Consider the following 21718-nt stretch of genomic DNA (forward strand, 5'->3'; position numbering starts at 1 on the left):
GCGCGGGGCCGGCGGACGAACTCGGGTTCAGGCGTTTGCCGCGTGCAGCAGGGCCGCTTCGAGCTTGCCCAGCGCTTCGTCGAACACCGCATCTTCGATGGTCAGCGGGAACAGGAAGCGAACTACGTTGTAGTACATGCCGCAGGTCAGCAGGATAAGGCCATTGGCCAGGGCGTGCTGCTGGACCTTCTTGGTGAAATCGGCGTCCGGCTCGTGCGTGCCCGGCTTCATGATTTCGAGGGCGACCATGCCACCCAGACCGCGCACGTCGGCGATATGCGGCACGCGGCTCTTCAGCCCGTTCACGCGTTCGCGCAACTGGTCACCGAGGCGGACCGAGCGTTCGCACAGCTTCTCTTCGGCGATGACGTCGATGACGGCCTGCGCGGCGGCCAGCGCCAGCGGGCTGCCGGCATAGGTGCCACCAAGGCCGCCGGGAGCCGCCGCATCCATCAGTTCGGCACGGCCGCTGAGCGCGGACAGCGGGTAACCGCCGGCCAGCGATTTGGCCATGGTCACCAGGTCCGGCTGCACGCCGGAATGCTCGATGGCGAACATCTTGCCGGTACGGGCAAAGCCGGACTGGACTTCATCGGCGACCAGCAGGATGCCGTGTTCGTCACACAGGCTGCGCAGTTCGCGCAGGAAATCGTACGGGGTGACGTTGAAACCGCCCTCGCCCTGCACCGGTTCGATGATGATCGCGGCGACGCGCTTCGGGTCGATTTCGTACTTGAACAGCCCCTTCAGCGCCTGCAGGGCATCTTCGCTGGACACGCCATGGAACGGGTTCGGGTACGGCACGTGATAGACGTCGCCCGGGAACGGACCGAAGCCCAGCTTGTACGGCGCGACCTTGCCGGTCAGCGCCATGCCGAGCATGGTGCGGCCGTGGAAGGCGCCGGAGAAGGCGATCACGCCGGCACGGCCGGTGGCCACGCGGGCGACCTTGACCGCGTTTTCCACCGCTTCGGCGCCGGTGCTGAAGAAGGCGGTCTTCTTCGCGTGCTTGCCCGGGGTCAGGGCATTGATCTTTTCTGCCACATCGACGTACAGCTCGTACGGAACGACCTGGTAGCAGGTGTGCGAGAACTTCTTCGACTGGGCATCGACTGCCGCGACCACTTTCGGGTGCAGGTGGCCGGTGTTCAGTACGCCGATGCCGCCGGCGAAGTCGATATAGCGGTTGCCTTCGACATCCCAGATTTCGGCATTCTTGGCATGGTCGGCATAAAAACCACACATGACGCCGACGCCACGCGGCGTGGCGGCATCTTTGCGGGCTTGAAGTTCAGCATTCTTGCTCATCTTGTATCTCTCCTGGCGGCGGGCAGGCCCGCCGGATCTTTCGCAGGTAAAGGCCGGATCGGCGACTCATGACAACCATCTCGGCGCGTGTTTAATTTTTTAAGCGTTTGATGGCGTTTTTCTCATGCAAAACCTTGACATGGCCTGTTTTGGTCAACACTTCAGCACTTATGGCACTGAAATTTCGCCAAATCGGCGTTTATTGTCAGACAAGTCTGCAACAAGTGTCGAAGATTGTAATCACGTGTTTAGAAAATAACCACAGGGTGCGGCAAAAAAATTAAACGCTCCGGCATGCGGTTTTCCGCGTGCGCGTTCCACCGCCAATGCGGCCCGCTCATGCCATAATCGAGACATGAGCGAATTCTCCCTCTCCCACCATTTTCTGATCGCCATGCCGCACATGGACGACCCGTTCTTCGCCCGCGCCGTGGTCTATCTGTGCGAGCACTCGGAGCGCGGCGCCATGGGGATGGTGATCAACCGACCGTCCGACATGACCATGGCAACGCTGTACCGGCAAATCGGTCTGACGCTGGACCAGCCGCAGTTCGCCGACCTGCCGGTCTACTACGGCGGGCCGGTGCAGTCCGATCGCGGCTTCGTGCTGCATGAGCCGATCGGCAACTGGCAGTCGACGCTGACCGTCACCGACGATGTCGCCATGACCACGTCGAAGGACATCCTGACCGATACCGGCAAGGGTCAGGGACCGGAGCGCTTCATCGTCACGCTCGGCTACGCCGGCTGGGAAGCCGGCCAGCTGGAACATGAGCTGTCGCACAACGGCTGGTTGACCGTGCCGGCCGACATGCGTATCGCCTTCGACCTGCCGCCGGAAGACCGCTACGACGCCGCCATGAAGCTGCTGGGCTTCGATCCGCTGGCGCTGTTCGGCCAGGCCGGGCACGCCTGATGCAGGGCCAGACGTCCTGCAGGAAATGATCATGAACGGAACTTATCTCGGCTTCGACTTTGGCGAAGTCCGCATCGGCGTTGCCGTCGGCGAACGCCTGGTGGCCCTGGCCCATCCGCTGGAAACGCTGGCGACCCCGAACAACGACGAACGCTTTGCCCGCATCGCCACCCTGCTGCATGACTGGCAGCCGGAAGGGCTGGTGGTCGGCCTGCCGACCCATGCCGACGGTACCCCGCACGAAATGACCCGTCTGGCGCGGCGTTTTGCCCAGCGCCTGCACGGTCGTTTCGGCCTGCCGGTGTTTCTGGTCGACGAACGCCACACCTCGCTGGTCGCGGAAGAAATGCTCAGGGAAGCCGGCCTGCGCGGCCGCAGGCAGAAGCCGGCCCTCGACCAGATCGCCGCCCAGCTGATCCTGCAGACCTATTTTGATGGCGGCGGCGAAGCGCTCGATGTGAAGGGCGGCAGCGAGGAACGCGAATGAGGACGCTGGTGCTGCTGGCGCTGGCCCTCGGCGGTCTGCTTGGCGCACTGATGATTCATCGCCAGGGCAGCAAGGCCGCCGCCGCACTCGACTGGCCGCAGGTGACCGGCAGCGTGCTCGACAGCCGGGTCGAGACCCGCGCCGCCCGCGGCAGCGCGGCACGGCAGTGGGACTACAAGGCGGTGATCCACTATCGCTACACGCTGAACGGCCGGCAGTACGATGCCAGCCGCCGCCGTTATCCCGAGCCCGGCTACAGCGACAACGAGGCCGGCGAAGCCGCCATTGCCGCCCGCTATCCGGCGGGTCAGCCGGTGCGCGTGCACGTGAATCCGGCCAACCCGGCCGACAGCGTGCTGGAGGCCGGCCGCCACTGGACCGTCTGGGCCGGCATGGCCATGGCCACTCTGGTCGCCGTCATCGCCATCGCCGTGCTGGTCGCCGGCTGAACGCCGGTTTTCCACAGCAATGCCGGTTCATCCCCCGGCAACGGGGATGGCGCAGGGGACTGCCTGTGGAAAACTCTGCTATCTCATTGAAATCGCTTCATCTTCCCGTTGCTGTCTGTTTTTTGCACAAGCCCCTGTCAGCCATGCCAATGGAATTGGCGGTCAGCCAGAACTGTGGACAAGTTCCCTCTGACTTCATCCACTATCGGCGGGGACAGGGTTGGGGACGTGCTGTGGACAAGTCAGACAAGTCATTGACCAACATGAACAATTCGCATCCTGCTTATTTTTTGCGCAACAGAAAAACCGGTCAGCCGAACAGCACCAGCACCTGCCCGTCGCTGTCAGCCGCATAGTGGTGGCTGAGTCCGGGCGGAATACAGGCCATCTGGCCGGCTGCCATCTCGACCCGCTGCTGCGCGGTCTCCAGCGCGACGCGGCCGGCCAGCACCACGATGCGCTCGGACACCACGTGCTGCTCGTCCGGAAACGCCGCAGCCTGTGGCCGGTAGTTCAGCAGCAGCAGATCGCCTTCGGTGACCCGGGCCAGCAGGTAGTCGCTGTCGACATCCAGTCCGGATGCCAGCGTGCGCAGGTCGCTGACCTCGATGGAGAGATCGTTCATCGTGTGTACTCCCAAGAAAAAACCGGGCCACGACGGACCCGGTTTGAAAATGGACAGGCATCGTCCTATTTGACGATGCGCAGCTTGCCTCTGGCCGGCGGCGTGCCGCCGGCATCCGGACCGGCAGGAGGCGTCGGATCGTCATCACGATCCTCTACCGCCTGCAATGCCGGGCGCTCCGGCGTCTCGTCGACTTCGAGCTCGAACCCCATGCCCTCGCCGGTTTCCCGGGCGAAGACCGACACCACGTTGCCGACCGGCACCCGGATCGCATGCGCCACACCGCCGAAACGGGCGGAGAACGTGATCCAGTCGTTGCCGATATCGAGGCCGTGCGTGGCGGTGTTGCCGATATTCAGCACGATCTCGTTGTCGCGCACGAACTGGCGCGGTACCTGCGTGCGCTCGTCCACCCAGACGGCCAGGTGCGGCGTGTAGCCGTTGTCCACGCACCACGACCACAGTGCGCGGATCAGATAGGGCTTGGTCGATGTCGTCATGGGACTCACTTGCGCATGGCTTTTTCGGCCGGCGTCAGCGAGTCGATGAACGCCTGACGGGTGAAGATCCGTTCCGAGTATTTGAGGATCGGCGCGGCGGCGCGGCCAAGGTCGATGCCATAGCTTTCCAGACGCCACAGCAGCGGGGCCACGGCGACATCGATCATCGAGAAGTCGTCGCCGAGCATGAACTTCTGCTTGGCGAACACCGGCGCGATGGTGGTCAGGCCGTCGCGGATGCCTTCACGGGCCTTTTCGGCTTCGGATTTCTTCGGCGAGCCTTCCAGCGTCTTCACGTGGATGAACAGTTCCTGCTCGAAGCGATGCAGGAACAGGCGGGCACGGGCGCGCATGATCGGGTCGGCCGGCATCAGTTGCGGGTGCGGGAAGCGCTCGTCGATGTACTCGTTGATGATGTTCGACTCGTAGAGGATCAGGTCGCGTTCGACCAGCACCGGCACTTCGTTGTACGGGTTCATCACCGCCAGGTCTTCAGGCTTGTTCAGCAGGTCGACTTCCTTGATTTCGAAGTCCATGCCCTTTTCGAACAACACGATGCGGCAACGATGGCTGAAAGGACAGGTGGTGCCGGAATAAAGCGTCATCATAAATACGGAGATCCTCTAGACGTCATGTGGGCCATACAGGCCTGGATGGCGGGAATTCTAGCACTCCGCTCTCCGGCACTGCCACCACAAGTCGTCAAACCCTTGATTTGAAAAACAAAACAGACGGGTCAAAAAACCCGTCTGTCATGAATTGCCGACTGTTACCGGAGAATGCCCTTAGTGGACGTCCTTCCAGTATTCCTTCTTCAGCAGGTAGGCCAGCGGCAGCATGACCAGCGCGAGGAACATCAGCACGACATAGCCGATCTGTTCACGCTTGGTCTGGACCGGTTCGCTCATCCACACCAGGTAGTTGGTCAGGTCGGCCATGCGCTGGTCGAACTCGCGCGTATCGGCCTTGCCGTTTTCCAGCTTGGTCATGGAACCGGCCTTGACCAGGGCCAGCTTGTGCTCGTCCTTGCCGTCCTTGCCCTTGACCGTTTGCAGAACCTGGTCGCCCTGCCATTGCCACAGTGCATGCGGCATGCCGACCTTGTCGAACACCAGGTTGTTCCAGCCGGTCGGACGGGTGTCGTCACGGTAGAAACCACGCAGGTAGGCGTACAGGTAATCGGCGCCGCGCGAACGGGCGATGACCGACAGGTCCGGCGGCGCAGCGCCGAACCATTCCTTGGCGTCCTTGACCGGCATGGCGGCGTGCATCGTGTCGCCAATCTTGTCGGTGGTGAACATCAGGTTGCTCTTGATCTGCTCTTCGGACAGGTTGATGTCCTGCAGGCGATTGAACCGCATCGCCTGTGCGCTGTGGCACGACAGACAGTAGTTGGTGAAGATCTGCGCACCGCGTTGCAGGCTTTCCACATCGCGGACGTTGATCGGCGCCTTTTCGAGCTCCGGGCCTTCGCCGGCGGCCATGACGGCCGTGGTCGGCAGGATGAAGGCCAGTGCGGCGATCAGGTGACGGAATTGCATTTTCATCGTTATCCCCTCGATCAGACCAGTTTGGCGAACAGTGTCGCGCCGCCGATGGCCACCAGCCAGTACACCACGAACATCAGTTGGCGCTTGCCGTTGGTTTCCGTCACGCGGGACGGGACCGGCACCGAGCCGACATCGTTCCGGGTGTAGAACGGCATGGCGAGGAAGAACATGAAGTACACGAACGACAGCACCTGCGAGATCACCGTGCGTTCGCTGGTTGCCGGCATCGCACCGAGGATGCCCAGGCCGAAGAAGCTGATCAGGAACAGCACCAGCATGAACTTGAACTTCGGGCCACGGTAGCGGATCGACTTGATCGGCGAGCGGTCAAGCCACGGCAGGAAGGCGATCAGCACCACGGCGGCACCCATGCCGATCACACCCCAGACCTGGGTACCCAGGAAGGACGGGATCGCGCGGAGGATGGCGTAGAACGGCGTGAAGTACCAGACCGGCGCAATGTGCGGCGGCGTCTTCAGCGGATCGGCCGGATCGAAGTTCGGCATTTCCAGGAAGTAGCTGTTGTGCCCGATCGGCAGCGTCGGCGCGAAGAACACGATGGCGCTGAACACGATCAGGAACACGACCACGCCGAGGATGTCCTTGACGGTGTAGTACGGGTGGAACGGGATGCCGTCGAGCGGGATGTGCGTCTCCGGGTCCTTGTTCTTCTTGATTTCGACGCCGTCCGGGTTGTTCGAGCCGACTTCGTGCAGCGCGATCAGGTGGGCGACCACCAGACCCAGCAGCACCAGCGGCACGGCAATCACGTGCAGGGCGAAGAAGCGGTTCAGCGTGGCGTCCGACACCACGTAGTCACCCCGGATCCAGACCGACAGGTCCGGGCCGATCACCGGGATCGAACCGAACAGGTTCACGATCACCTGGGCGCCCCAGAACGACATCTGGCCCCACGGCAGCAGGTAGCCCATGAAGGCTTCGGCCATCAGACAGAGGAAGATCAGGGTACCGAACACCCACACCAGTTCGCGCGGCTGCTTGTACGAGCCGTAGATCAGGCCACGGAACATGTGCAGATAGACCACGACGAAGAACATCGACGCGCCGGTCGAGTGCATGTAGCGGATGATCCAGCCGCCCGCCACGTCGCGCATGATGTATTCGACCGAGAAGAACGCGGTGGCCGCGTCCGGCTTGTAGTTCATGGTCAGGAAGATGCCGGTCAGGATCTGGATCACCAGAACCAGCATGGCCAACGACCCGAAGAAGTACCAGAAGTTGAAGTTTTTCGGCGCGTAGTATTCGGAGACGTGCGCCTTCCAGGTCGACGTCAGCGGGAAGCGCGCGTCAATCCAATCCAGAACCGCTTGTTGCTTGCTCATGTGTTTCGCCTCTTATTTACTTGTCGTCGCCGATGAGAATCACCGCGTCGGAAAGATATTTATGTGGCGGAATTTCCAGATTGGTCGGGGCAGGCACGCCACTGAACACCCGGGCGGCGAGGTCGAACTTCGACCCGTGGCACGGACAGTAGAAGCCACCCAGCCACTCCGGACCGAGGTCGGCCGGCGCGAGGTCCGGACGGAAGGTCGGCGAACAGCCCAGGTGGGTACAGATACCCACGGCGACGAGCAGGTTCGGCTTGATCGAACGCGTGGCGTTCTTGCAGTACTCGGGCTGCTGCGGCACCTCGGACTTCGGGTCGGCCAGCTTCGGATCGTTCTTCGGCAGACTCTTGATCTGCTCTTCCGTACGATTCATCACCCAGACAGGTTTGCCACGCCATTCGACGTTGATCTTCTGCCCTGCCTCCAGCTTGCTGATGTCGACCTCGACCGGCGCGCCTGCTGCCTTGGCACGTTCGGACGGGAAGAAGCTCAGCAGAAACGGCGTCGCAACGCCGATGGCGGCGACCCCGCCGGCTGCGGCGGTAGCTACCGTCAGGAAGCGGCGACGGCCGTTGTCCACTTGCGGCTCACTCATTGTGTTGATCCTCAAACAAGATATGGAGCTTAAACTCAGACTGCTGACAAAGTTGGGGCTTGCCGCCCCGGCGGTACCGGCACAGGCCGGACTGATGAAAATCCCGCGGGTGGCGGCAGTCTGCCTGATTCATTCCGACGCCCTCCGCCCTCGGCGGCGCGAGGGGACCTCGCTGGCGCTCGCCGGTTTTCCAGGGCCGGGTTTGTCTGCAGGCTCTTAAACCCCGCGATTCTAACTGAATACCCGGATTGCTTAAAGCGGGCTTACAGTTTTTTGCCCTGCCCTTGATCCAGGATGTCCTACAGTGACAGATGGCTGAAGGAGAAAGGCCGGCCGGGCGGCATCCGGTCGACCGTCTGCCTGTCAGACCGGATTGTCGATGTCGACGTAGCGGGCATTCAGCCCGTCCTGGCCGTGCAGCCAGCCGGCCAGCGCCTGCGCGCCAAAGCGCTCGGTCGCATGGTGGCCGGCGGCGATAAAGGCCACGCCGCTCTCGCGGGCCAGGTGGCAGCAGTATTCGGAAGCCTCGCCGGTCACGAACGCGTCGACCCCCAGCGCAATCGCCTCCTGGAAATAGCTCTGCGCGCCGCCGGTGCACCAGGCCAGCCGGCGCAGCGGCCGGTCGGCCTCGCCGATCAGCAGCGGCGTGCGGCCCAGCACCTGCCCGATACGCGCGCCAAACCCGGCCAGCGTCGCGCCGTCTGCATTGCGTCCGTACCACAGCAGGTTCTGTTCACCGGTCTGCCCGTCGGCCTCCAGGCCCAGCGCACGGCCCAGTCCGGCGTTGTTGCCCAGCTCGGCATGCGCATCGAGCGGCAGGTGGTAGGCGATCAGGCTGATGTCGTGCGTCAGCAGTGCCTTCAGCCGGGCCTGCTTGATGCCGACCACGCGTGCGTCCTCGCCCTTCCAGAAATAACCATGGTGGACGAGCAGCGCATCGGCGCCATCGGCGATGGCGGCATCGATCAGCGCCTGACTGGCGGTCACGCCGGTGACGATGCGCCGCACTTCGCCGCGCCCCTCGACCTGCAGGCCGTTCGGTGCATAGTCCCTGAACCCGCCCGGCTGCAGCAGGGTATCGAGGCGGGAAACGAGATCGCTGAGCAGCATGGCAGGCTCCGGGTCAGGGTAAGGAATGGCCGGATTGTGCCGTGCAACACCCGGCGGGCCAAGCGCAAAAAAGCCCGGCGCTGTTGTCGCCGGGCAATCCGTGGAGTGTTACATGTTCGGATAGTTCGGACCGCCGCCACCCTCCGGCGTAACCCAGTTGATGTTCTGGGTCGGGTCCTTGATGTCACAGGTCTTGCAGTGCACACAGTTCTGCGAGTTGATCTGCAGACGGGGCTCCCCCGTGTCCTGCCCGACGATCTCGTACACGCCGGCCGGGCAGTAGCGCTGCTCCGGGGCGTCGTATGTCGCCAGGTTGATGCGGATCGGCACGCCCGGGTCCTTCAGCCGCAAGTGGATCGGCTCGTCCTCGCGGTGATTGGTATTGGACAGGAACACGCTGGACAGCTTGTCGAAGGTCAGCACATTGTCCGGCTTCGGATAGACGATCTTCGGCATCTGGCTGGCCGGTTTCAGCGTCTCGTGGTCGGCATGCTTGTGATGCAGCGTCCACGGTGCGCGACCACGGAACAGATAGGTGTCGATGGCCGAGTAGATCATGGCCGGCCACAGCCCCCACTGGAACGACGGCCGCACATTGCGCACGCTGTACAGTTCGTCGTGGACCCAGCTCGCCTTGTAGGCGGCGGTATAGCCGGTGGCTTCGTTGCCGGCGTTCTCGTCGCCGAGCAGCGCGAAAAGGGTGTCGGCCGCCAGCATGGCGGACTTCATTGCCGTGTGCGTGCCCTTGATCTTCGGCACGTTCAGGAAGCCGGCGGTATCGCCGACCAGTACGCCGCCGGGGAAGGTCAGCTTCGGCACCGACTGCAGGCCGCCCTCGGACAGCGCGCGGGCGCCGTACGACAGCCGGCGACCGCCTTCGAACACGCCGCGGATGGCCGGGTGGGTCTTGAAGCGCTGGAATTCATCGAACGGCGACAGGTGCGGGTTCTGGTAGTCCAGACCGACCACATAGCCGACCACCACCTGGTTGTTTTCCAGGTGATAGATAAACGAACCGCCATAGGTGCTGGTATTCATCGGCCAGCCGATGGTGTGGGTGACCGAACCCGGCTGATGCAGCTCCGGTTTGACCTCCCACAGTTCCTTGATGCCGATGCCATAGGTCTGCGGCTCGACGCCATCACGCAGCTTGAAGCGCTCGAACAGCGTCTTGGTCAGCGAGCCACGGCAGCCTTCGGCGAAGATGGTCTGTCTGGCCCACAATTCCATGCCGGCTTCCCACGCATCGGTGCGGTTGCCTTCACGGTCCAGCCCCATGTCGCCGGTCGCCACGCCCTTGACCGAGCCGTCCTCGTGGTACAGCACCTCGGCGGCGGCAAAGCCCGGGTAGATTTCCACGCCCAGCGCCTCGGCCTGTTCGCCGAGCCAGCGACAGAAGTTGCCCAGGCTGACGATGTAATTGCCGTCGTTGTGCATCTGCGGCGGCGTCGGCAGCGCACGCGAGCCGGTTTCGGTCAGATACAGGAAACGGTCGGCGGTCGCCGGCGTATTCAGCGGCGCACCCTTGTCTTTCCAGTCGGGGATCAGTTCGTCGAGGGCGCGGGTCTCGATCACCGCGCCGGACAGAATGTGGGCACCGATTTCCGAGCCCTTTTCCAGCAGGCAGACGGAAATCTCGCGGCCGTTCTCGGCAGCGAGCTGCTTGAGGCGAATCGCGCTGGACAGCCCGGCCGGGCCGCCACCGACGATCACCACGTCGTATTCCATGTATTCGCGTTCCACGCGCGACTCCTTCATGCTTTTCGGGTTTCGGCAACTATTGCATGCTATCGGCAAATGAGTCAAACGAGCGTTTGACTTTTTATTCAACCCGCTATGATAAAGCGGCCGGAGCCGGCCGCTTACACAAAAAATCGCATAGCGAATGCGGCGTTTCAGATCACGCCCTGCGCCCGCAGCCTTGCCACCTCGTCCCCGGAATAGCCGAGTTCCGCCAGTACCTCACCGGTGTGCTCGCCCAGGGCCGGCGGCGCGCGATGATAAACCAGCGGCTCGACCTCCAGCCTGATCGGACTCACGACCTGCGGCACGGCCCGGCCATGACCGTCGACCAGATCGGCGCGCAGACCGCGCGCGACAATCTGCGGATCGGCAAAGGCCTCGTCGACGGTATTGATCGGTCCGCACGGCACGCCGGCCGCATCGAGTCGCGCCAGCCATTCATCGCGGCCACGGGTGGCGAACACTTCGGCCAGTTGCGGCACCAGCAGTTCGCGATGGGCGACCCGCTGCGGGTTGGTGGCGAAGCGGTCGTCCTGCGCCAGTGCCGGCAGCCCGACCTGCTCGGCGACGCGCGCAAACTGGCTGTCGTTGCCGCAGGCCAGGATGAAATGGCCGTCGCTGGCGGCAAAGACCTGGTAGGGCACGATATTGGCGTGACCATTGCCGAGTCGCGACGGGGTCTTGCCGCCGACCAGCCAGTTCATGTTGACGTTGGCCAGCATCGTCAGGGCGCAGTCGAACAGCGCCAGATCGATCCGCTCGCCGTGGCCGCTCTTTTCCCGCCCGTACAGCGCGGCGGTAATGGCACTGACCGCGTACATGCCGGTAAACAGGTCGGTCACCGCCACCCCGACCTTGTGCGGCTCGCCGTCGGCAGGGCCGGTGATGCTCATCAGCCCCGACATGCCCTGAACGATGTAGTCATAACCGGCATGCTGTGCATACGGCCCGGTCTGGCCGAAGCCGGTAATCGAGCAGTAGATCAGTCGCGGGTTCACCGTCTTCAGACTGTCGTAGTCGAGGCCGTACTTGCGCAGCCCGCCGACCTTGTAGTTTTCCAGCAGCACATCGGCTTCGGCCGCCAGACGCGCCACCAGCTCGCGGCCTTCCGGCCGGCTGATGTCGACCGTGACCGAGCGCTTGCCGCGATTGGCGGCCAGGAAATAGGCCGCCGTGCCGTCGTCGAGGTTGGGAGGGCCCCAGTGGCGGGTATCGTCCCCGCTGCCGGGACGTTCGATCTTGACCACATCGGCGCCGAGATCAGCCAGCGTCTGGCTGGCCCAGGGGCCGGCCAGCACGCGGGACAGATCGAGCACCCTGATGCCGGAAAGCGGACCGGACATGTGAACTCCTTGCGCTCAGGAAAAGGCCTGGATGCCGGTCTGCGCGCGACCGAGAATCAGCGCGTGCACGTCGTGGGTGCCCTCGTAGGTGTTGACCGCCTCAAGGTTCAGCATGTGACGGATCACGCCGTATTCATCGCTGATGCCGTTGCCGCCATGCATGTCGCGCGCGACACGGGCAATGTCCAGCGCCTTGCCGCAGTTGTTGCGCTTGATCAGCGAGATCATTTCCGGCGCGGCGCGGCCTTCGTCCAGCAGCCGGCCGACCCGCAGCGCGGCCTGCAGCCCGAGGCTGATTTCGGTCTGCATATTGGCCAGCTTCAACTGGATCAACTGGTTGGCGGCCAGCGGGCGGCCGAACTGCTTGCGGTCCAGCGTGTACTGGCGGGCAGCATGCCAGCAGAACTCGGCAGCGCCCATCGCCCCCCAGGCGATGCCGAAGCGGGCCTTGTTCAGGCAGCCGAACGGCCCTTTCAGGCCCTTGACGTTCGGCAACAGCTGCGCATCCGCCACCTGGACCTCGTCCATGACGATTTCGCCGGTGATCGACGCACGAAGCGAGAACTTGCCTTCGATTTTCGGTGCCGACAGCCCCGGCATGCCCTTTTCGAGGATAAAGCCGCGGATCTCGCCGTCGTCGTCCTTGGCCCAGACCACGAACACGTCGGCGATCGGGCTGTTGGTGATCCACATCTTGCTGCCCGACAGCAGATAGCCGCCGTCGACACGACGGGCACGGGTCTTCATCCCGGCCGGATCGGAGCCGGCGTCCGGCTCGGTCAGCCCGAAGCAGCCGACCCACTCGCCGCTGGCCAGCTTCGGCAGATAGCGGTCCTTCTGCTCGTCGGAACCGTAGGCCCAGATCGGATGCATGACCAGCGAGCTCTGCACGCTCATCGCCGAGCGGTAGCCGGAATCGACCCGTTCGACTTCGCGGGCGATCAGCCCGTAGGCCACGTGCGACAGGCCGGCGCAGCCGTAGCCGTCGATGGTGCAGCCCAGCAGGCCCAGTTCCCCCATCTCGCTCATGATTTCGCGGTCGAAGCGCTCGTCACGGAAGCCCTGGCGGACACGCGGCAGCAGCCGTTCCTGGCAGTAGTCGTGCGCGCTGTCGCGCACCATGCGTTCTTCTTCGGTCAGTTCTGCTTCCAGCAGCAGGGCGTCATCCCACTGGAACGGGGCCCGGTTTTGCGTTGCAGCCATGTGATTTACTCCTTTGCAGAGGATTTCGCCTGCCCCGGTGCGGGGCGTCCGACAAATTTAATTCCGCCAGGCGGAACTTTGTTCTAATATGTGGAATCAAGATACCCTCGGCACCGGTGACTGTCAAAGCCCTTGCCCCGTCTTTCCCCCTTTTTTTGCCGACCATGACCGATACCGACAAAGACCGACTTTTCGTAACCGCGCTGGCGCGCGGCCTGGACGTGCTGTCCGCCTTCGACGGCACCGCCGCGCGCATGACCAATCTGCAACTGGCCAGCCGCACCGGTCTGCCGAAATCGACTGTGTCACGGCTGACCTACACCCTGACCCAGCTCGGCTATCTGAATGCGGTCGACAATGGCTATACCCTCGGTTTCCGCGTGCTGGCGCTGGCCGCCGCACAACTGAACCGCTTCGAGCTGCGCACGCTGGCCGCGCCACTGATGCGCGAGTTCGCCGACCGCCATCAGGTGTCGTGCAGCCTGGCAACCGATGACGGGGTGGAGATGGTCTATCTGGAATGCACGCGCAGCAGCGCGCGGGTAACGGTGCAGTTGTCGGTTGGTTCGCATGTGCCGATGACCCGCACCGCCATCGGCCGCGCCTGGCTGGCGGGGCTGGAGGCGGCCGAACGCGACCGGGTGTTTGCGCGGCTCGGGCAGCACTACGGCGAGGCATGGCCGGCCGAAGCGGCCCGCATCGAAACCGCCCTGGCCCAGTACCGCCAGCGCGGCTTTACCTCGTCCTATGGCGATTACGACGATGAGGTGGTGGCGGTCGGAGTGCCGATCGCGCCGATGCTGCAGGGCCAGCCCAAGCTGGCGATCAACGCCAGCAGCCCGGCCTACCAGATCAGCCAGGAACGGATGGAGCAGGACATCGCCCCGGATCTGGTCGCGCTGGCCGACCGCCTGTCCGGCCGCGCCTGATCCGGCACCGAACGACGGACGCAAAAAAACCGGGCAAGCCCGGCTTCAGACAAGACTTATTATTCGCCGACCACCACCACCGGCACGCGCGCGGCCAGCGCACACATGAGCTCATAGCCGATCGTGTCGGCGCCGGCGGCCACTTCGTCGATCGACAGGCCGTCGCCACCCCACAGCGTGACCTTGCTGCCGACGCCGGCCTGCGGCACCGGATCGAGATCGATGGTCAGCATGTCCATCGACACCCGGCCGACCAGCCGGGTACGGACGCCGTCGACCACGCACGGCGTGCCGGCACGGGCGATGCGCGGGTAGCCGTCGGCATAGCCGCAGGCGACAACACCTATGCGCATCGGCTGCGACGCGGTAAAGCGTGCACCATAGCCAACCCGGTCGCCCGGCTGCAGTTCCTGCACGCCGATGATTTCCGCTTCCAGCTTCATGGTCGGCGCCAGGCCGAGCTGTTCGGCCGACTGGTCGGCAAACGGGCTCGCGCCGTACAGCATGATGCCCGGGCGCACATACTCGCGCCGCGCCACGTCGTAGCGCAGTGTCGCGGCCGAGTTGGCCACGCAGCACGGCAGATCCAGTCTGGCATTGACGGCGTCGAAGCGCAGCAACTGCGGTTCGATGCCTTCGTCGTCATCGGCGGTGGCGAAGTGGGTCATCAGCCCGCGCACCCTGACCTGCGGCAGTTGTCGCAGCCGGGCCAGCACGTCGGCGGCCTGCTCCGGCCGGAAGCCGAGCCGGTTCATGCCGGTGTTGATCTTGATGAACACGTCCAGCGGCCGGCCACCGGCCGGCAGCGCGCGCAGCCAGTCGAGCTGGAAGGCGGAATGCACCGGCACCCACAGCCCGTTCGCCACGGCGACGTCGACTTCCTCTCGGTCGAAGCAGCCTTCCAGCAGCAGGATCGGCTGGGTGATGCCGGCCTCGCGCATTGCCAGCGCGTTCTCGATATTGATCAGCCCGTAGCCGTCGGCCACCGGCGCGAGCGCCTGCGCGACACGCAAGTAGCCGTGTCCGTAGGCATCAGCCTTGATGACGGCGAAGGCAAAACTGTTGGGGGCCAGACGTTTGGCAAGCAGGTAATTCTGACGGATGGCGGCGAGATCTATCGTCGCTTGAATCGGACGGGTCATGATGTAGGGCAAATCTCGATAAGCAGGGGGCAACACGCGGTGTGATAGTATCAACCATCTCCGCTGGAGCGGTGCTTTTTTAAACAAAACGTTTAATATTTCAACCAACGCCAAGCATGGACATACTGCAAACGCTGATCGACTTTTTTACCGGGTACGGCTATGCAGCCGTGTTCCTGGTGCTGCTGGCGTGCGGTTTTGGCGTACCGATTCCCGAGGACGTCACGCTGGTTGCCGGCGGCATCATCTCCGGCCTCGGTTACACCAACGAACACACGATGTTCCTGGTCGGCATGGCCGGCGTACTGGCGGGCGACTCGACCATGTTCATGATCGGTCGCCTGTACGGTCCGCGCGTGCGCCGTTTCAAGTTCGTCCGTCGCATCCTCACACCACAACGGTTCAGGATGGTACAGCAGAAATTTGCCCGTTACGGCAACTGGGTGCTGTTCGTCGCCCGTTTCCTGCCCGGCCTGCGCACCCCGATTTTCCTGACTGCCGGCATGTCGCGGCGCATCCCGTTCTGGCGCTTCCTGCTGCTTGACGGCCTTGCCGCGCTGATCAGCGTGCCGATCTGGGTCTACCTCGGCCACTTCGGCGCCAACAACCGTGAATGGCTGATGCAGATGGTGTCGCGCGGCCAGCACGGCCTGTATGCGCTGATGGCGGTCATTGCGGTGGCGCTGTTCGCCGTCTGGTGGCGCAAGCGCAAACGCAAGGCCGACTGCTGACGCGCAAGCGGTACGCCCCGCCGGGGGTGTTACAATCGCGCCTTTGTCGAACTCCGGCCGGCAAGCCGATGCGCCCGTGCGCGTCGCCCGCTTGCCCGCCCCTCGTGACGAAGGACACACCATGAGCCTCAAATGCGGCATTGTCGGCCTGCCCAACGTCGGCAAGTCCACGCTGTTCAACGCGCTGACCAAGGCCGGCATCGAAGCGGCGAACTACCCGTTCTGCACCATCGAACCGAACGTCGGCATCGTCGAAGTGCCCGATCCGCGCCTCGACGAACTGTCGAAGATCGTCAAGCCGCAGCGGGTTCAGCCGGCCATCGTCGAATTCGTCGACATCGCCGGTCTGGTGGCCGGCGCCAGCAAGGGTGAAGGCCTCGGCAACCAGTTCCTGGCCAACATCCGCGAGACCGATGCCATCGTCAACGTGGTGCGCTGCTTCGACGACGACAATATCGTCCACGTCGCCGGCAAGATCGACCCGATCTCCGACATTGAAACCATCGGCACCGAACTGGCGCTGGCCGACCTGTCGACGGTCGAAAAGGCCATCACCCGTGACGGCAAGAAGGCCAAGAGCGGCGACAAGGACGCGATCCGCCTGATCGCCGTGCTGGAAAAGGTCCGCGCCCATCTCGACGCCGGCCTGCCGGCCCGCAGCCTCGGCCTGGACCCGGAAGACGTCGAACTGGTCCGCCCGTTCTGCCTGCTGACCATCAAGCCGGCAATGTACGTCGCCAACGTGGCCGAAGACGGCTTCGAGAACAACGACTACCTCGACCGCCTGAAGGCCTTTGCCAGCAAGGAAGGCGCACCGGTCGTGGCGGTCTGTGCCTCGATCGAATCGGAAATCGCCGACCTCGACGATGCCGACAAGCAGGAATTCCTCGACAGCCTCGGCCTGGCCGAACCGGGCCTGAACCGGCTGATCCGCGCCGGCTACCAGTTGCTCGGCCTGCAGACCTATTTCACCGCCGGGGTGAAGGAAGTCCGCGCCTGGACCATCCACGTCGGCGACACCGCGCCGCAGGCGGCCGGCGTCATCCACACCGACTTCGAACGCGGCTTCATCCGCGCGCAGACCATCTCCTACGCCGACTTCATCGCCTGCGGCGGCGAAGCCAAGGCCAAGGAAGCCGGCAAGATGCGCTCGGAAGGCAAGGAATACGTGGTGCAGGATGGCGACGTGATGAACTTCCTGTTCAACGTCTGAGCCTGAGCATGGACGCCACCGGATGCCGGTGGACGACAAAACCCCCGCAATGATTGAGCTTTGCGGGGGTTTTTGTTTATTTCTGCCCAGGGCGGTCGTTGAAATCCCGGCGTGAGCCGGGTGTGGGGCCGGAGATGACGCCATGGAGGCCTTCCGCACCGGAGCGACCCGGGCGGTCCCGGTCAGACAGACCAGTCATCCTCGCCGGCCGCGCCATCGCCTCCGGCGGGACCTGCCGCCGGCAATGCCGGCGAATGCGCCGACGCGGCGGGGGGCGGCGCAGCGGTGGCCAGCCGCGCGTCCGGTATCGGTCGCAGCACCAGCCACAGGGCGGCGGCAATCATGCCCCCACCCAGCGCGTGGGCCAGCGTGGCGGCTTCGCCCAGGATCAGCCAGCCCCAGAACACGCCGAACAGCGGGATCAGGAAAGTCACCGTCAGCGCCTTCAGCGGTCCCACATCCGCAATCAGTCTGAAGAACAGGATGTAGGCCGCCGACGTGCACAGCAGGCCAAGCGCCAGCATCGACATCCACACCGGGGCCTCCACCTCGCCCCAGGGAATCGAACGGGTCGAGACATCCAGGACGGCAAACGGCAGCAGCATCAATACTGCGCCGATCTGGCTGCCCAGGGCGACGATCCGGCTGTCGAGGCCGCCGCGTGCGGTAATCCAGCGCCGGGTCAGAAAACCGGCCAGCCCATAGCAGAACGTCGCCAGCAGACAGGCCGCCACGCCCCACAACACGGCCCCGCTGACATCGAGCGGCCCGGTACGGGTCAGGACGGCGACCCCGGCCAGCCCGACCAGTACGCCGGCGGCCCTGGCGCCGGTCATCCGCTCGCCAAAACAGGCCATGCCGACCAGCACGCCCATCAACGGGGTCATCGCATTCAGAATGGCGCTGTAGCCGGCTGGCAGCACCCGGGCCGCCAGCGCGTACATCAGGAACGGGATGCCGGAGTTGATCACTCCCAGCGCCAGCGCCGCGCCGAGTTTGCCGTGGAACGACAGCCGCACCCGCAGCAGCAGCACCAGTGCGAGCAGGCCGAAAGCGCCCAGCAGCACGCGGCCGAATGCCGTGGGCACGGCCCCCAGCACCGGGGCCGAAATGCGCATGAACAGAAAGCTGCCGCCCCAGAGTGCGGCAAGCAGGAACAGGCGGGCGAGACTGGCGGGATTCATGATTGACCGTGACCTTTGCATGCTGCACCGGGGGAACTGCTTCCCGGATTTTCAGGGGGAAAGGCCGATTCTTCAAACGATTTGTTCTGGCTGGCTATTTAGTCTGGCTAAATCCTGTCAGCCACCGGCGAAGGCTGTTGTATTCAGACCGGATTTGACGATCGCAGCGGGAAAACGCTAGTTTTACCGGCAGCTCAGTGGGTGATCAGGCATTGCCAACCGATATTTTCATTCCCGCTCATGCTGGAAGAGACCCTGCCTGACGCCCCTTCGACCCTGCTTTCTTTATCCATTACGTCATTGACAAATCAAAGCCACTAATTATTTCCGCGGTCAAATTTTTATTTAATAGAGATTATAAATGTCTGCGAGAAAATGCATGCCCGGTGCCCGCTTGAAACGGGTTGGCAATATGACGGCGCTTTCCCTTGCCGCACCATTTTATGCCCCTGCCGCCCCCGCACAAGTGGCCGAACCGCTGCCGGTCAGCTGGGAAATCGCGGCTACAGGCGCCGATGCCGCCCGGCGCGCCGGTTTCAGGGGAAAGGGCGTCGCCATCGGCGTGCTGGACAAGGGCTTTCTGGTCCGGCACCCGTTATTGTCCGGGCCCAATTTTCATCCGCTCGACAGCACCCTGAATATCGACGGCAACACGCTGATTTTCGACGCCCGCGTACTGCAGCGGGACGAGCGCGGCTATGCCACGCACGGTGCGTCCGTCAGCGCCGCCATTGCCGGGCAGGCCTATCCCGATCTTGGCTATCTCGGCGGCATCGCGCCCGAAGCTGACCTGTACCTGTCATCGATGACCCCCTCCGACGTGATCTTCGCCACGACACACGGGAGCAAAAGCGCGGAGGCCGACAATGACAACACCCTGTTCCAGCCTCTCGACCAGCAACTGCTCGGCCATGGCCTGCGCACCCTGTACCGGAATGTGTCCGCGCTGCGCGTGATCAACAACAGCTGGAATGACGAAGCGGCCGGTGATCGCCCGGCGGATGTCGATACCGCCTATCGACGCGCAAGGCAACTCGACACGGGAAACGCGCCGCTGATCGACAGCCTGCGTGCCGCCACCCGGCAGGATGTCCTGCTGGTATTCGCGGCCGGCAATGAGCACCGTGCCCAGCCGGGCCTGATGGCGACCCTGCCGCGCTACCTGCCTGAACTCGAACCCCATTTCCTGTCCGTGGTTGCGCTGGATGCGGAAGGCCGGCTGGCGGCATACTCGAACCAGTGCGGCGTCAGCAAGGCCTGGTGCCTGAGTGCGCCGGGCGACATCTATGCGGCCAGCGCCAGCCATGCCCCGGCCGGGGCCGGCCCGGCCTACAACCTGGTGCGCGTCCAGGGTACCTCGATCGCGGCGCCGCTGGTCAGCGGTGCAGCCGGGCTGATCAGGGAACGCTTCCCGTACATGACCATGGCCCAGGTACGCGGCGTCATGCTCAGTACGGCAACGCCCGAGGGCGCAGAGCGGGTCAGCGAGGCCCAGGGCTGGGGCCGGCTGAACGTGGCCAGAGCCTTGCAGGGGCCGGAACAGCTGCTTGGCGATCCGGTCTACCATCTCGACCGTGCCAGCGACCCGGAGGGCGATGTCTGGCGCAACGATATCGTCGCCGGCGGCCGGCTGGGCAAGGCCGGCAATGGCACACTGTCGCTGGCAGGCATGCGGAACCGCTTTGCCGGCGTCACCGTGCATGACGGGCTGCTGACGCTGGAACAGGCCCATGTCTTCAGCCAGTCAAGCCGGGTCGAGGGCGGGGAGCTGCGTGTCGACGGCTCGCTGGAGGGCCCGGCACTGGACGTGGCACCGGCAGGCACCCTGAGCGGCAGCGGCGATATCCGGGCGCCGACCCGGATCGACGGCAGCCTGGCGTCGCAGCAGGCATCGCGTGCACTGACCTTTCACCACTCGCTGATCCTGGGACGGCACAGCCGCACGCGACTTGCCGCCGCACCGCTCGTGCTGTCCGGTTCCCGGGCCCAGGCCATGCTCGGCGGCACACTGATACCGTCCGGTCTGACGGCAGGCAGTAGATCACTGCTCAGAACCACGGCCGGCGCACGCTATCACGGCCGCTTCGACCGCCTGCAGCAGGACCCGGCGCTGAAGGCCGCCGGCCAGCGCCATGACCTGCTGTTCGCCCCCGACGGCATCCGCCTCGCCGTCCATCCGCAAGCGCTTCCCGGTCAGCAGGCACTGACGGCCAATGCCGCCCGTGGCGCCACCCTGCTCAATCAGTTGCGCGACCATCCACAGGCGCTGGGCGACAGCCGCTACAACCGCTGGTTGCATCAGGCGCTGGCCGGGCACGCCGGCAGCCTGCCGCAAACCATCGGCGGCCAGATCCATGCCGACCTCGGTGCGGCACTGCTGCTGCAACCGCTGCGACTGCAGTCCGCCTTGCAGACGCAGCTGGGCCGCCCGGGACAAGTCCCGGGCGGCAAGCGCTGGTGGCTGGATGCGGTCAGCGAGCGAGCGCACAGCAGCGCCCGGCCCGGCATCGCCGCCAGCAAGGAGCACAGCAGCACGCTGCGGCTGGGGCTCGGCCTGCCGGTCAGCGAACGGCTGGCGTTCAGCGGCGGTTTCTCGCCAGGCAAGGACACGGTCAGCGCCGCCTCCGCCCACGCCCGGACCGACCTGCTCCAGCTGGGCGTGGCGGCACGCTACGGGCTTCGTTCACTTGATCACGGGCCGTATATCGGCGGGCAACTGGCCATCAGCCGCGCCAGCAGTACGATCACGCGCAATCTGGCGCCGCTGGGGCAGACACGAGGCGACACCGGCGGCTGGCTGTACGGTGCCGGCCTGACCGGCGGCTATCGCTGGCAGGTCGCGCCGGACAGCATGATCACGCCTCATGCCGGTCTGCAGGGCAGCCGGGGTCATCTGCGCGCGTTCCGGGAACATGGCGGCGAACTGCCCCTTTCCGTCGAACGCAGCACGCTGTCCACGCAGACCGCGCTGGCCGGCATCGATCTGGAACGACGCTGGCAGCGAGGACGCTGGACCCTGCTCCCCGGCCTGAGCATCGCTTACCAGCGCACACTCGGTCGCAGCAGCCAGCACAGCCAGGCCCGGATCGACGGCTTCACGGTCGGGCAGACCTCGGCGCGGCACGGCCGGGACCGCGTCGCCGCCAGTCTGAAGCTCGACGCCCGCTATGCCGACTGGACCGCCCGGGTGCGTCTGGCCGGCCTGACCGGCAGCGGGGACAGCGGTGGTGCAGCCAGCCTGCAGCTGTTCCGGGCATTCTGAGTCGGCAGGACAGAATGCCGGACAGCGAACAACCCGAGCCTGTTGGTCAACAGACTTCAGACTGTCCACAAACCCCGTC

The 21718-nt window shown here is 64.5% G+C and carries 20 protein-coding genes; 7 read left to right on the plus strand and 13 right to left on the minus strand.

The annotated features are described in order from the left end of the window. Positions 1–27: 27 nt before the first annotated feature. The gene (gene gabT / locus Q352_RS0111925) at positions 28–1308 is read right to left on the minus strand and encodes a 4-aminobutyrate--2-oxoglutarate transaminase (protein ID WP_028499544.1); all 1281 of its coding nucleotides are present in this window, start codon (positions 1306–1308) and stop codon (positions 28–30) included. Positions 1309–1663: 355 nt separating this feature from the next. Between gabT and Q352_RS0111930 the strand changes: the two genes are divergently transcribed. From Q352_RS0111930 to Q352_RS22330, 3 genes are read left to right on the plus strand one after another with little or no spacing between them, the layout of a single operon-like run. Continuing rightward, positions 1664–2224: a YqgE/AlgH family protein gene (locus Q352_RS0111930; RefSeq protein ID WP_028499545.1), complete on the plus strand. Its 561-nt coding sequence runs from the start codon at positions 1664–1666 to the stop codon at positions 2222–2224. Positions 2225–2249: 25 nt separating this feature from the next. After that, positions 2250–2711, plus strand: a complete 462-nt coding sequence (gene ruvX / locus Q352_RS0111935; protein WP_028499546.1) for a Holliday junction resolvase RuvX — start codon at positions 2250–2252, stop codon at positions 2709–2711. Then, entirely contained in the window at positions 2708–3160 is a 453-nt protein-coding gene (locus Q352_RS22330) for a DUF3592 domain-containing protein (RefSeq protein WP_051528904.1), read from the plus strand. The genes ruvX and Q352_RS22330 overlap by 4 nt, the downstream gene beginning before the upstream one ends. A 310-nt stretch (positions 3161–3470) precedes the next feature. Here Q352_RS22330 and Q352_RS20865 read toward each other — a convergent pair whose 3' ends face one another. The 10 genes from Q352_RS20865 to Q352_RS0111990 form a co-directional block, all read right to left on the minus strand. Next, positions 3471–3785 (minus strand): cupin domain-containing protein, encoded by a 315-nt coding sequence (locus Q352_RS20865; protein ID WP_051528905.1) that lies wholly within the window; start codon positions 3783–3785, stop codon positions 3471–3473. 65 nt (positions 3786–3850) lie between these two features. Further along, positions 3851–4285: a ClpXP protease specificity-enhancing factor gene (locus Q352_RS0111950; RefSeq protein WP_028499547.1), complete on the minus strand. Its 435-nt coding sequence runs from the start codon at positions 4283–4285 to the stop codon at positions 3851–3853. A 5-nt stretch (positions 4286–4290) separates the two neighbouring features. Then, positions 4291–4893 (minus strand): glutathione S-transferase N-terminal domain-containing protein, encoded by a 603-nt coding sequence (locus Q352_RS0111955; protein ID WP_028499548.1) that lies wholly within the window; start codon positions 4891–4893, stop codon positions 4291–4293. Between the two features lie 177 nt (positions 4894–5070). Then, complete coding sequence (locus Q352_RS0111960) at positions 5071–5832, minus strand: cytochrome c1 (RefSeq protein ID WP_028499549.1); 762 nt, start codon at positions 5830–5832, stop codon at positions 5071–5073. A 14-nt stretch (positions 5833–5846) separates the two neighbouring features. After that, on the minus strand, positions 5847–7178 hold the full coding sequence (locus Q352_RS0111965) for a cytochrome b (RefSeq protein ID WP_028499550.1): 1332 nt from the start codon (positions 7176–7178) through the stop codon (positions 5847–5849). Between the two features lie 16 nt (positions 7179–7194). Beyond that, the gene (petA, locus tag Q352_RS0111970; protein ID WP_028499551.1) at positions 7195–7779 is read right to left on the minus strand and encodes a ubiquinol-cytochrome c reductase iron-sulfur subunit; all 585 of its coding nucleotides are present in this window, start codon (positions 7777–7779) and stop codon (positions 7195–7197) included. Between the two features lie 363 nt (positions 7780–8142). Beyond that, positions 8143–8889: a Nif3-like dinuclear metal center hexameric protein gene (locus Q352_RS0111975; protein WP_028499552.1), complete on the minus strand. Its 747-nt coding sequence runs from the start codon at positions 8887–8889 to the stop codon at positions 8143–8145. Positions 8890–8997: 108 nt separating this feature from the next. Continuing rightward, positions 8998–10617 carry an electron transfer flavoprotein-ubiquinone oxidoreductase gene (locus Q352_RS0111980; RefSeq protein WP_036386181.1) on the minus strand — a complete coding sequence of 540 codons (1620 nt, stop codon included), beginning with the start codon at positions 10615–10617 and terminating at the stop codon, positions 8998–9000. Positions 10618–10784: 167 nt separating this feature from the next. Beyond that, the gene (locus Q352_RS0111985; protein ID WP_028499554.1) at positions 10785–11975 is read right to left on the minus strand and encodes a CaiB/BaiF CoA transferase family protein; all 1191 of its coding nucleotides are present in this window, start codon (positions 11973–11975) and stop codon (positions 10785–10787) included. 15 nt (positions 11976–11990) lie between these two features. Beyond that, on the minus strand, positions 11991–13178 hold the full coding sequence (locus Q352_RS0111990) for an acyl-CoA dehydrogenase (protein WP_028499555.1): 1188 nt from the start codon (positions 13176–13178) through the stop codon (positions 11991–11993). A gap of 164 nt (positions 13179–13342) precedes the next feature. Here Q352_RS0111990 and Q352_RS0111995 point away from each other — a divergent pair, with 164 nt between their 5' ends. Then, positions 13343–14107 carry an IclR family transcriptional regulator gene (locus Q352_RS0111995; protein ID WP_028499556.1) on the plus strand — a complete coding sequence of 255 codons (765 nt, stop codon included), beginning with the start codon at positions 13343–13345 and terminating at the stop codon, positions 14105–14107. 59 nt (positions 14108–14166) lie between these two features. On the opposite strand, the gene alr is transcribed toward Q352_RS0111995, so the two are convergent. Beyond that, positions 14167–15249: an alanine racemase gene (alr, locus tag Q352_RS0112000; RefSeq protein WP_028499557.1), complete on the minus strand. Its 1083-nt coding sequence runs from the start codon at positions 15247–15249 to the stop codon at positions 14167–14169. A gap of 116 nt (positions 15250–15365) precedes the next feature. Here alr and Q352_RS0112005 point away from each other — a divergent pair, with 116 nt between their 5' ends. Then, positions 15366–15980, plus strand: a complete 615-nt coding sequence (locus Q352_RS0112005; protein WP_028499558.1) for a DedA family protein — start codon at positions 15366–15368, stop codon at positions 15978–15980. Positions 15981–16101: 121 nt separating this feature from the next. Continuing rightward, entirely contained in the window at positions 16102–17193 is a 1092-nt protein-coding gene (gene ychF / locus Q352_RS0112010; protein WP_028499559.1) for a redox-regulated ATPase YchF, read from the plus strand. Positions 17194–17375: 182 nt separating this feature from the next. Here ychF and Q352_RS20870 read toward each other — a convergent pair whose 3' ends face one another. Further along, positions 17376–18377: a DMT family transporter gene (locus Q352_RS20870; RefSeq protein ID WP_084300110.1), complete on the minus strand. Its 1002-nt coding sequence runs from the start codon at positions 18375–18377 to the stop codon at positions 17376–17378. Between the two features lie 412 nt (positions 18378–18789). Here Q352_RS20870 and Q352_RS20875 point away from each other — a divergent pair, with 412 nt between their 5' ends. Next, positions 18790–21639 carry a S8 family peptidase gene (locus Q352_RS20875; protein ID WP_051528906.1) on the plus strand — a complete coding sequence of 950 codons (2850 nt, stop codon included), beginning with the start codon at positions 18790–18792 and terminating at the stop codon, positions 21637–21639. Positions 21640–21718: the final 79 nt, after the last annotated feature.

Source organism: Microvirgula aerodenitrificans DSM 15089, from assembly GCF_000620105.1.
Classification (GTDB): Bacteria; Pseudomonadota; Gammaproteobacteria; order Burkholderiales; family Aquaspirillaceae; genus Microvirgula; species Microvirgula aerodenitrificans.

Bases quoted from the DNA above. Each gene is read 5' to 3' on its own strand.
- alr (WP_028499557.1), bottom strand. From the start codon at position 15,249: ATGACCCGTCCGATTCAAGCGACGATAGATCTCGCCGCCATCCGTCAG.
- gabT (WP_028499544.1), bottom strand. From the start codon at position 1,308: ATGAGCAAGAATGCTGAACTTCAAGCCCGCAAAGATGCCGCCACGCCG.
- Q352_RS0111975 (WP_028499552.1), bottom strand. From the start codon at position 8,889: ATGCTGCTCAGCGATCTCGTTTCCCGCCTCGATACCCTGCTGCAGCCG.
- Q352_RS20870 (WP_084300110.1), bottom strand. From the start codon at position 18,377: ATGAATCCCGCCAGTCTCGCCCGCCTGTTCCTGCTTGCCGCACTCTGG.
- Q352_RS0111960 (WP_028499549.1), bottom strand. From the start codon at position 5,832: ATGAAAATGCAATTCCGTCACCTGATCGCCGCACTGGCCTTCATCCTG.
- petA (WP_028499551.1), bottom strand. From the start codon at position 7,779: ATGAGTGAGCCGCAAGTGGACAACGGCCGTCGCCGCTTCCTGACGGTA.
- Q352_RS0111995 (WP_028499556.1), top strand. From the start codon at position 13,343: ATGACCGATACCGACAAAGACCGACTTTTCGTAACCGCGCTGGCGCGC.
- Q352_RS0111930 (WP_028499545.1), top strand. From the start codon at position 1,664: ATGAGCGAATTCTCCCTCTCCCACCATTTTCTGATCGCCATGCCGCAC.
- Q352_RS0111985 (WP_028499554.1), bottom strand. From the start codon at position 11,975: ATGTCCGGTCCGCTTTCCGGCATCAGGGTGCTCGATCTGTCCCGCGTG.
- Q352_RS0111965 (WP_028499550.1), bottom strand. From the start codon at position 7,178: ATGAGCAAGCAACAAGCGGTTCTGGATTGGATTGACGCGCGCTTCCCG.
- Q352_RS0111980 (WP_036386181.1), bottom strand. From the start codon at position 10,617: ATGGAATACGACGTGGTGATCGTCGGTGGCGGCCCGGCCGGGCTGTCC.
- Q352_RS22330 (WP_051528904.1), top strand. From the start codon at position 2,708: ATGAGGACGCTGGTGCTGCTGGCGCTGGCCCTCGGCGGTCTGCTTGGC.
- ruvX (WP_028499546.1), top strand. From the start codon at position 2,250: ATGATCATGAACGGAACTTATCTCGGCTTCGACTTTGGCGAAGTCCGC.
- Q352_RS0111950 (WP_028499547.1), bottom strand. From the start codon at position 4,285: ATGACGACATCGACCAAGCCCTATCTGATCCGCGCACTGTGGTCGTGG.
- Q352_RS0111955 (WP_028499548.1), bottom strand. From the start codon at position 4,893: ATGATGACGCTTTATTCCGGCACCACCTGTCCTTTCAGCCATCGTTGC.
- Q352_RS20875 (WP_051528906.1), top strand. From the start codon at position 18,790: ATGACGGCGCTTTCCCTTGCCGCACCATTTTATGCCCCTGCCGCCCCC.
- Q352_RS0112005 (WP_028499558.1), top strand. From the start codon at position 15,366: ATGGACATACTGCAAACGCTGATCGACTTTTTTACCGGGTACGGCTAT.
- Q352_RS20865 (WP_051528905.1), bottom strand. From the start codon at position 3,785: ATGAACGATCTCTCCATCGAGGTCAGCGACCTGCGCACGCTGGCATCC.
- Q352_RS0111990 (WP_028499555.1), bottom strand. From the start codon at position 13,178: ATGGCTGCAACGCAAAACCGGGCCCCGTTCCAGTGGGATGACGCCCTG.
- ychF (WP_028499559.1), top strand. From the start codon at position 16,102: ATGAGCCTCAAATGCGGCATTGTCGGCCTGCCCAACGTCGGCAAGTCC.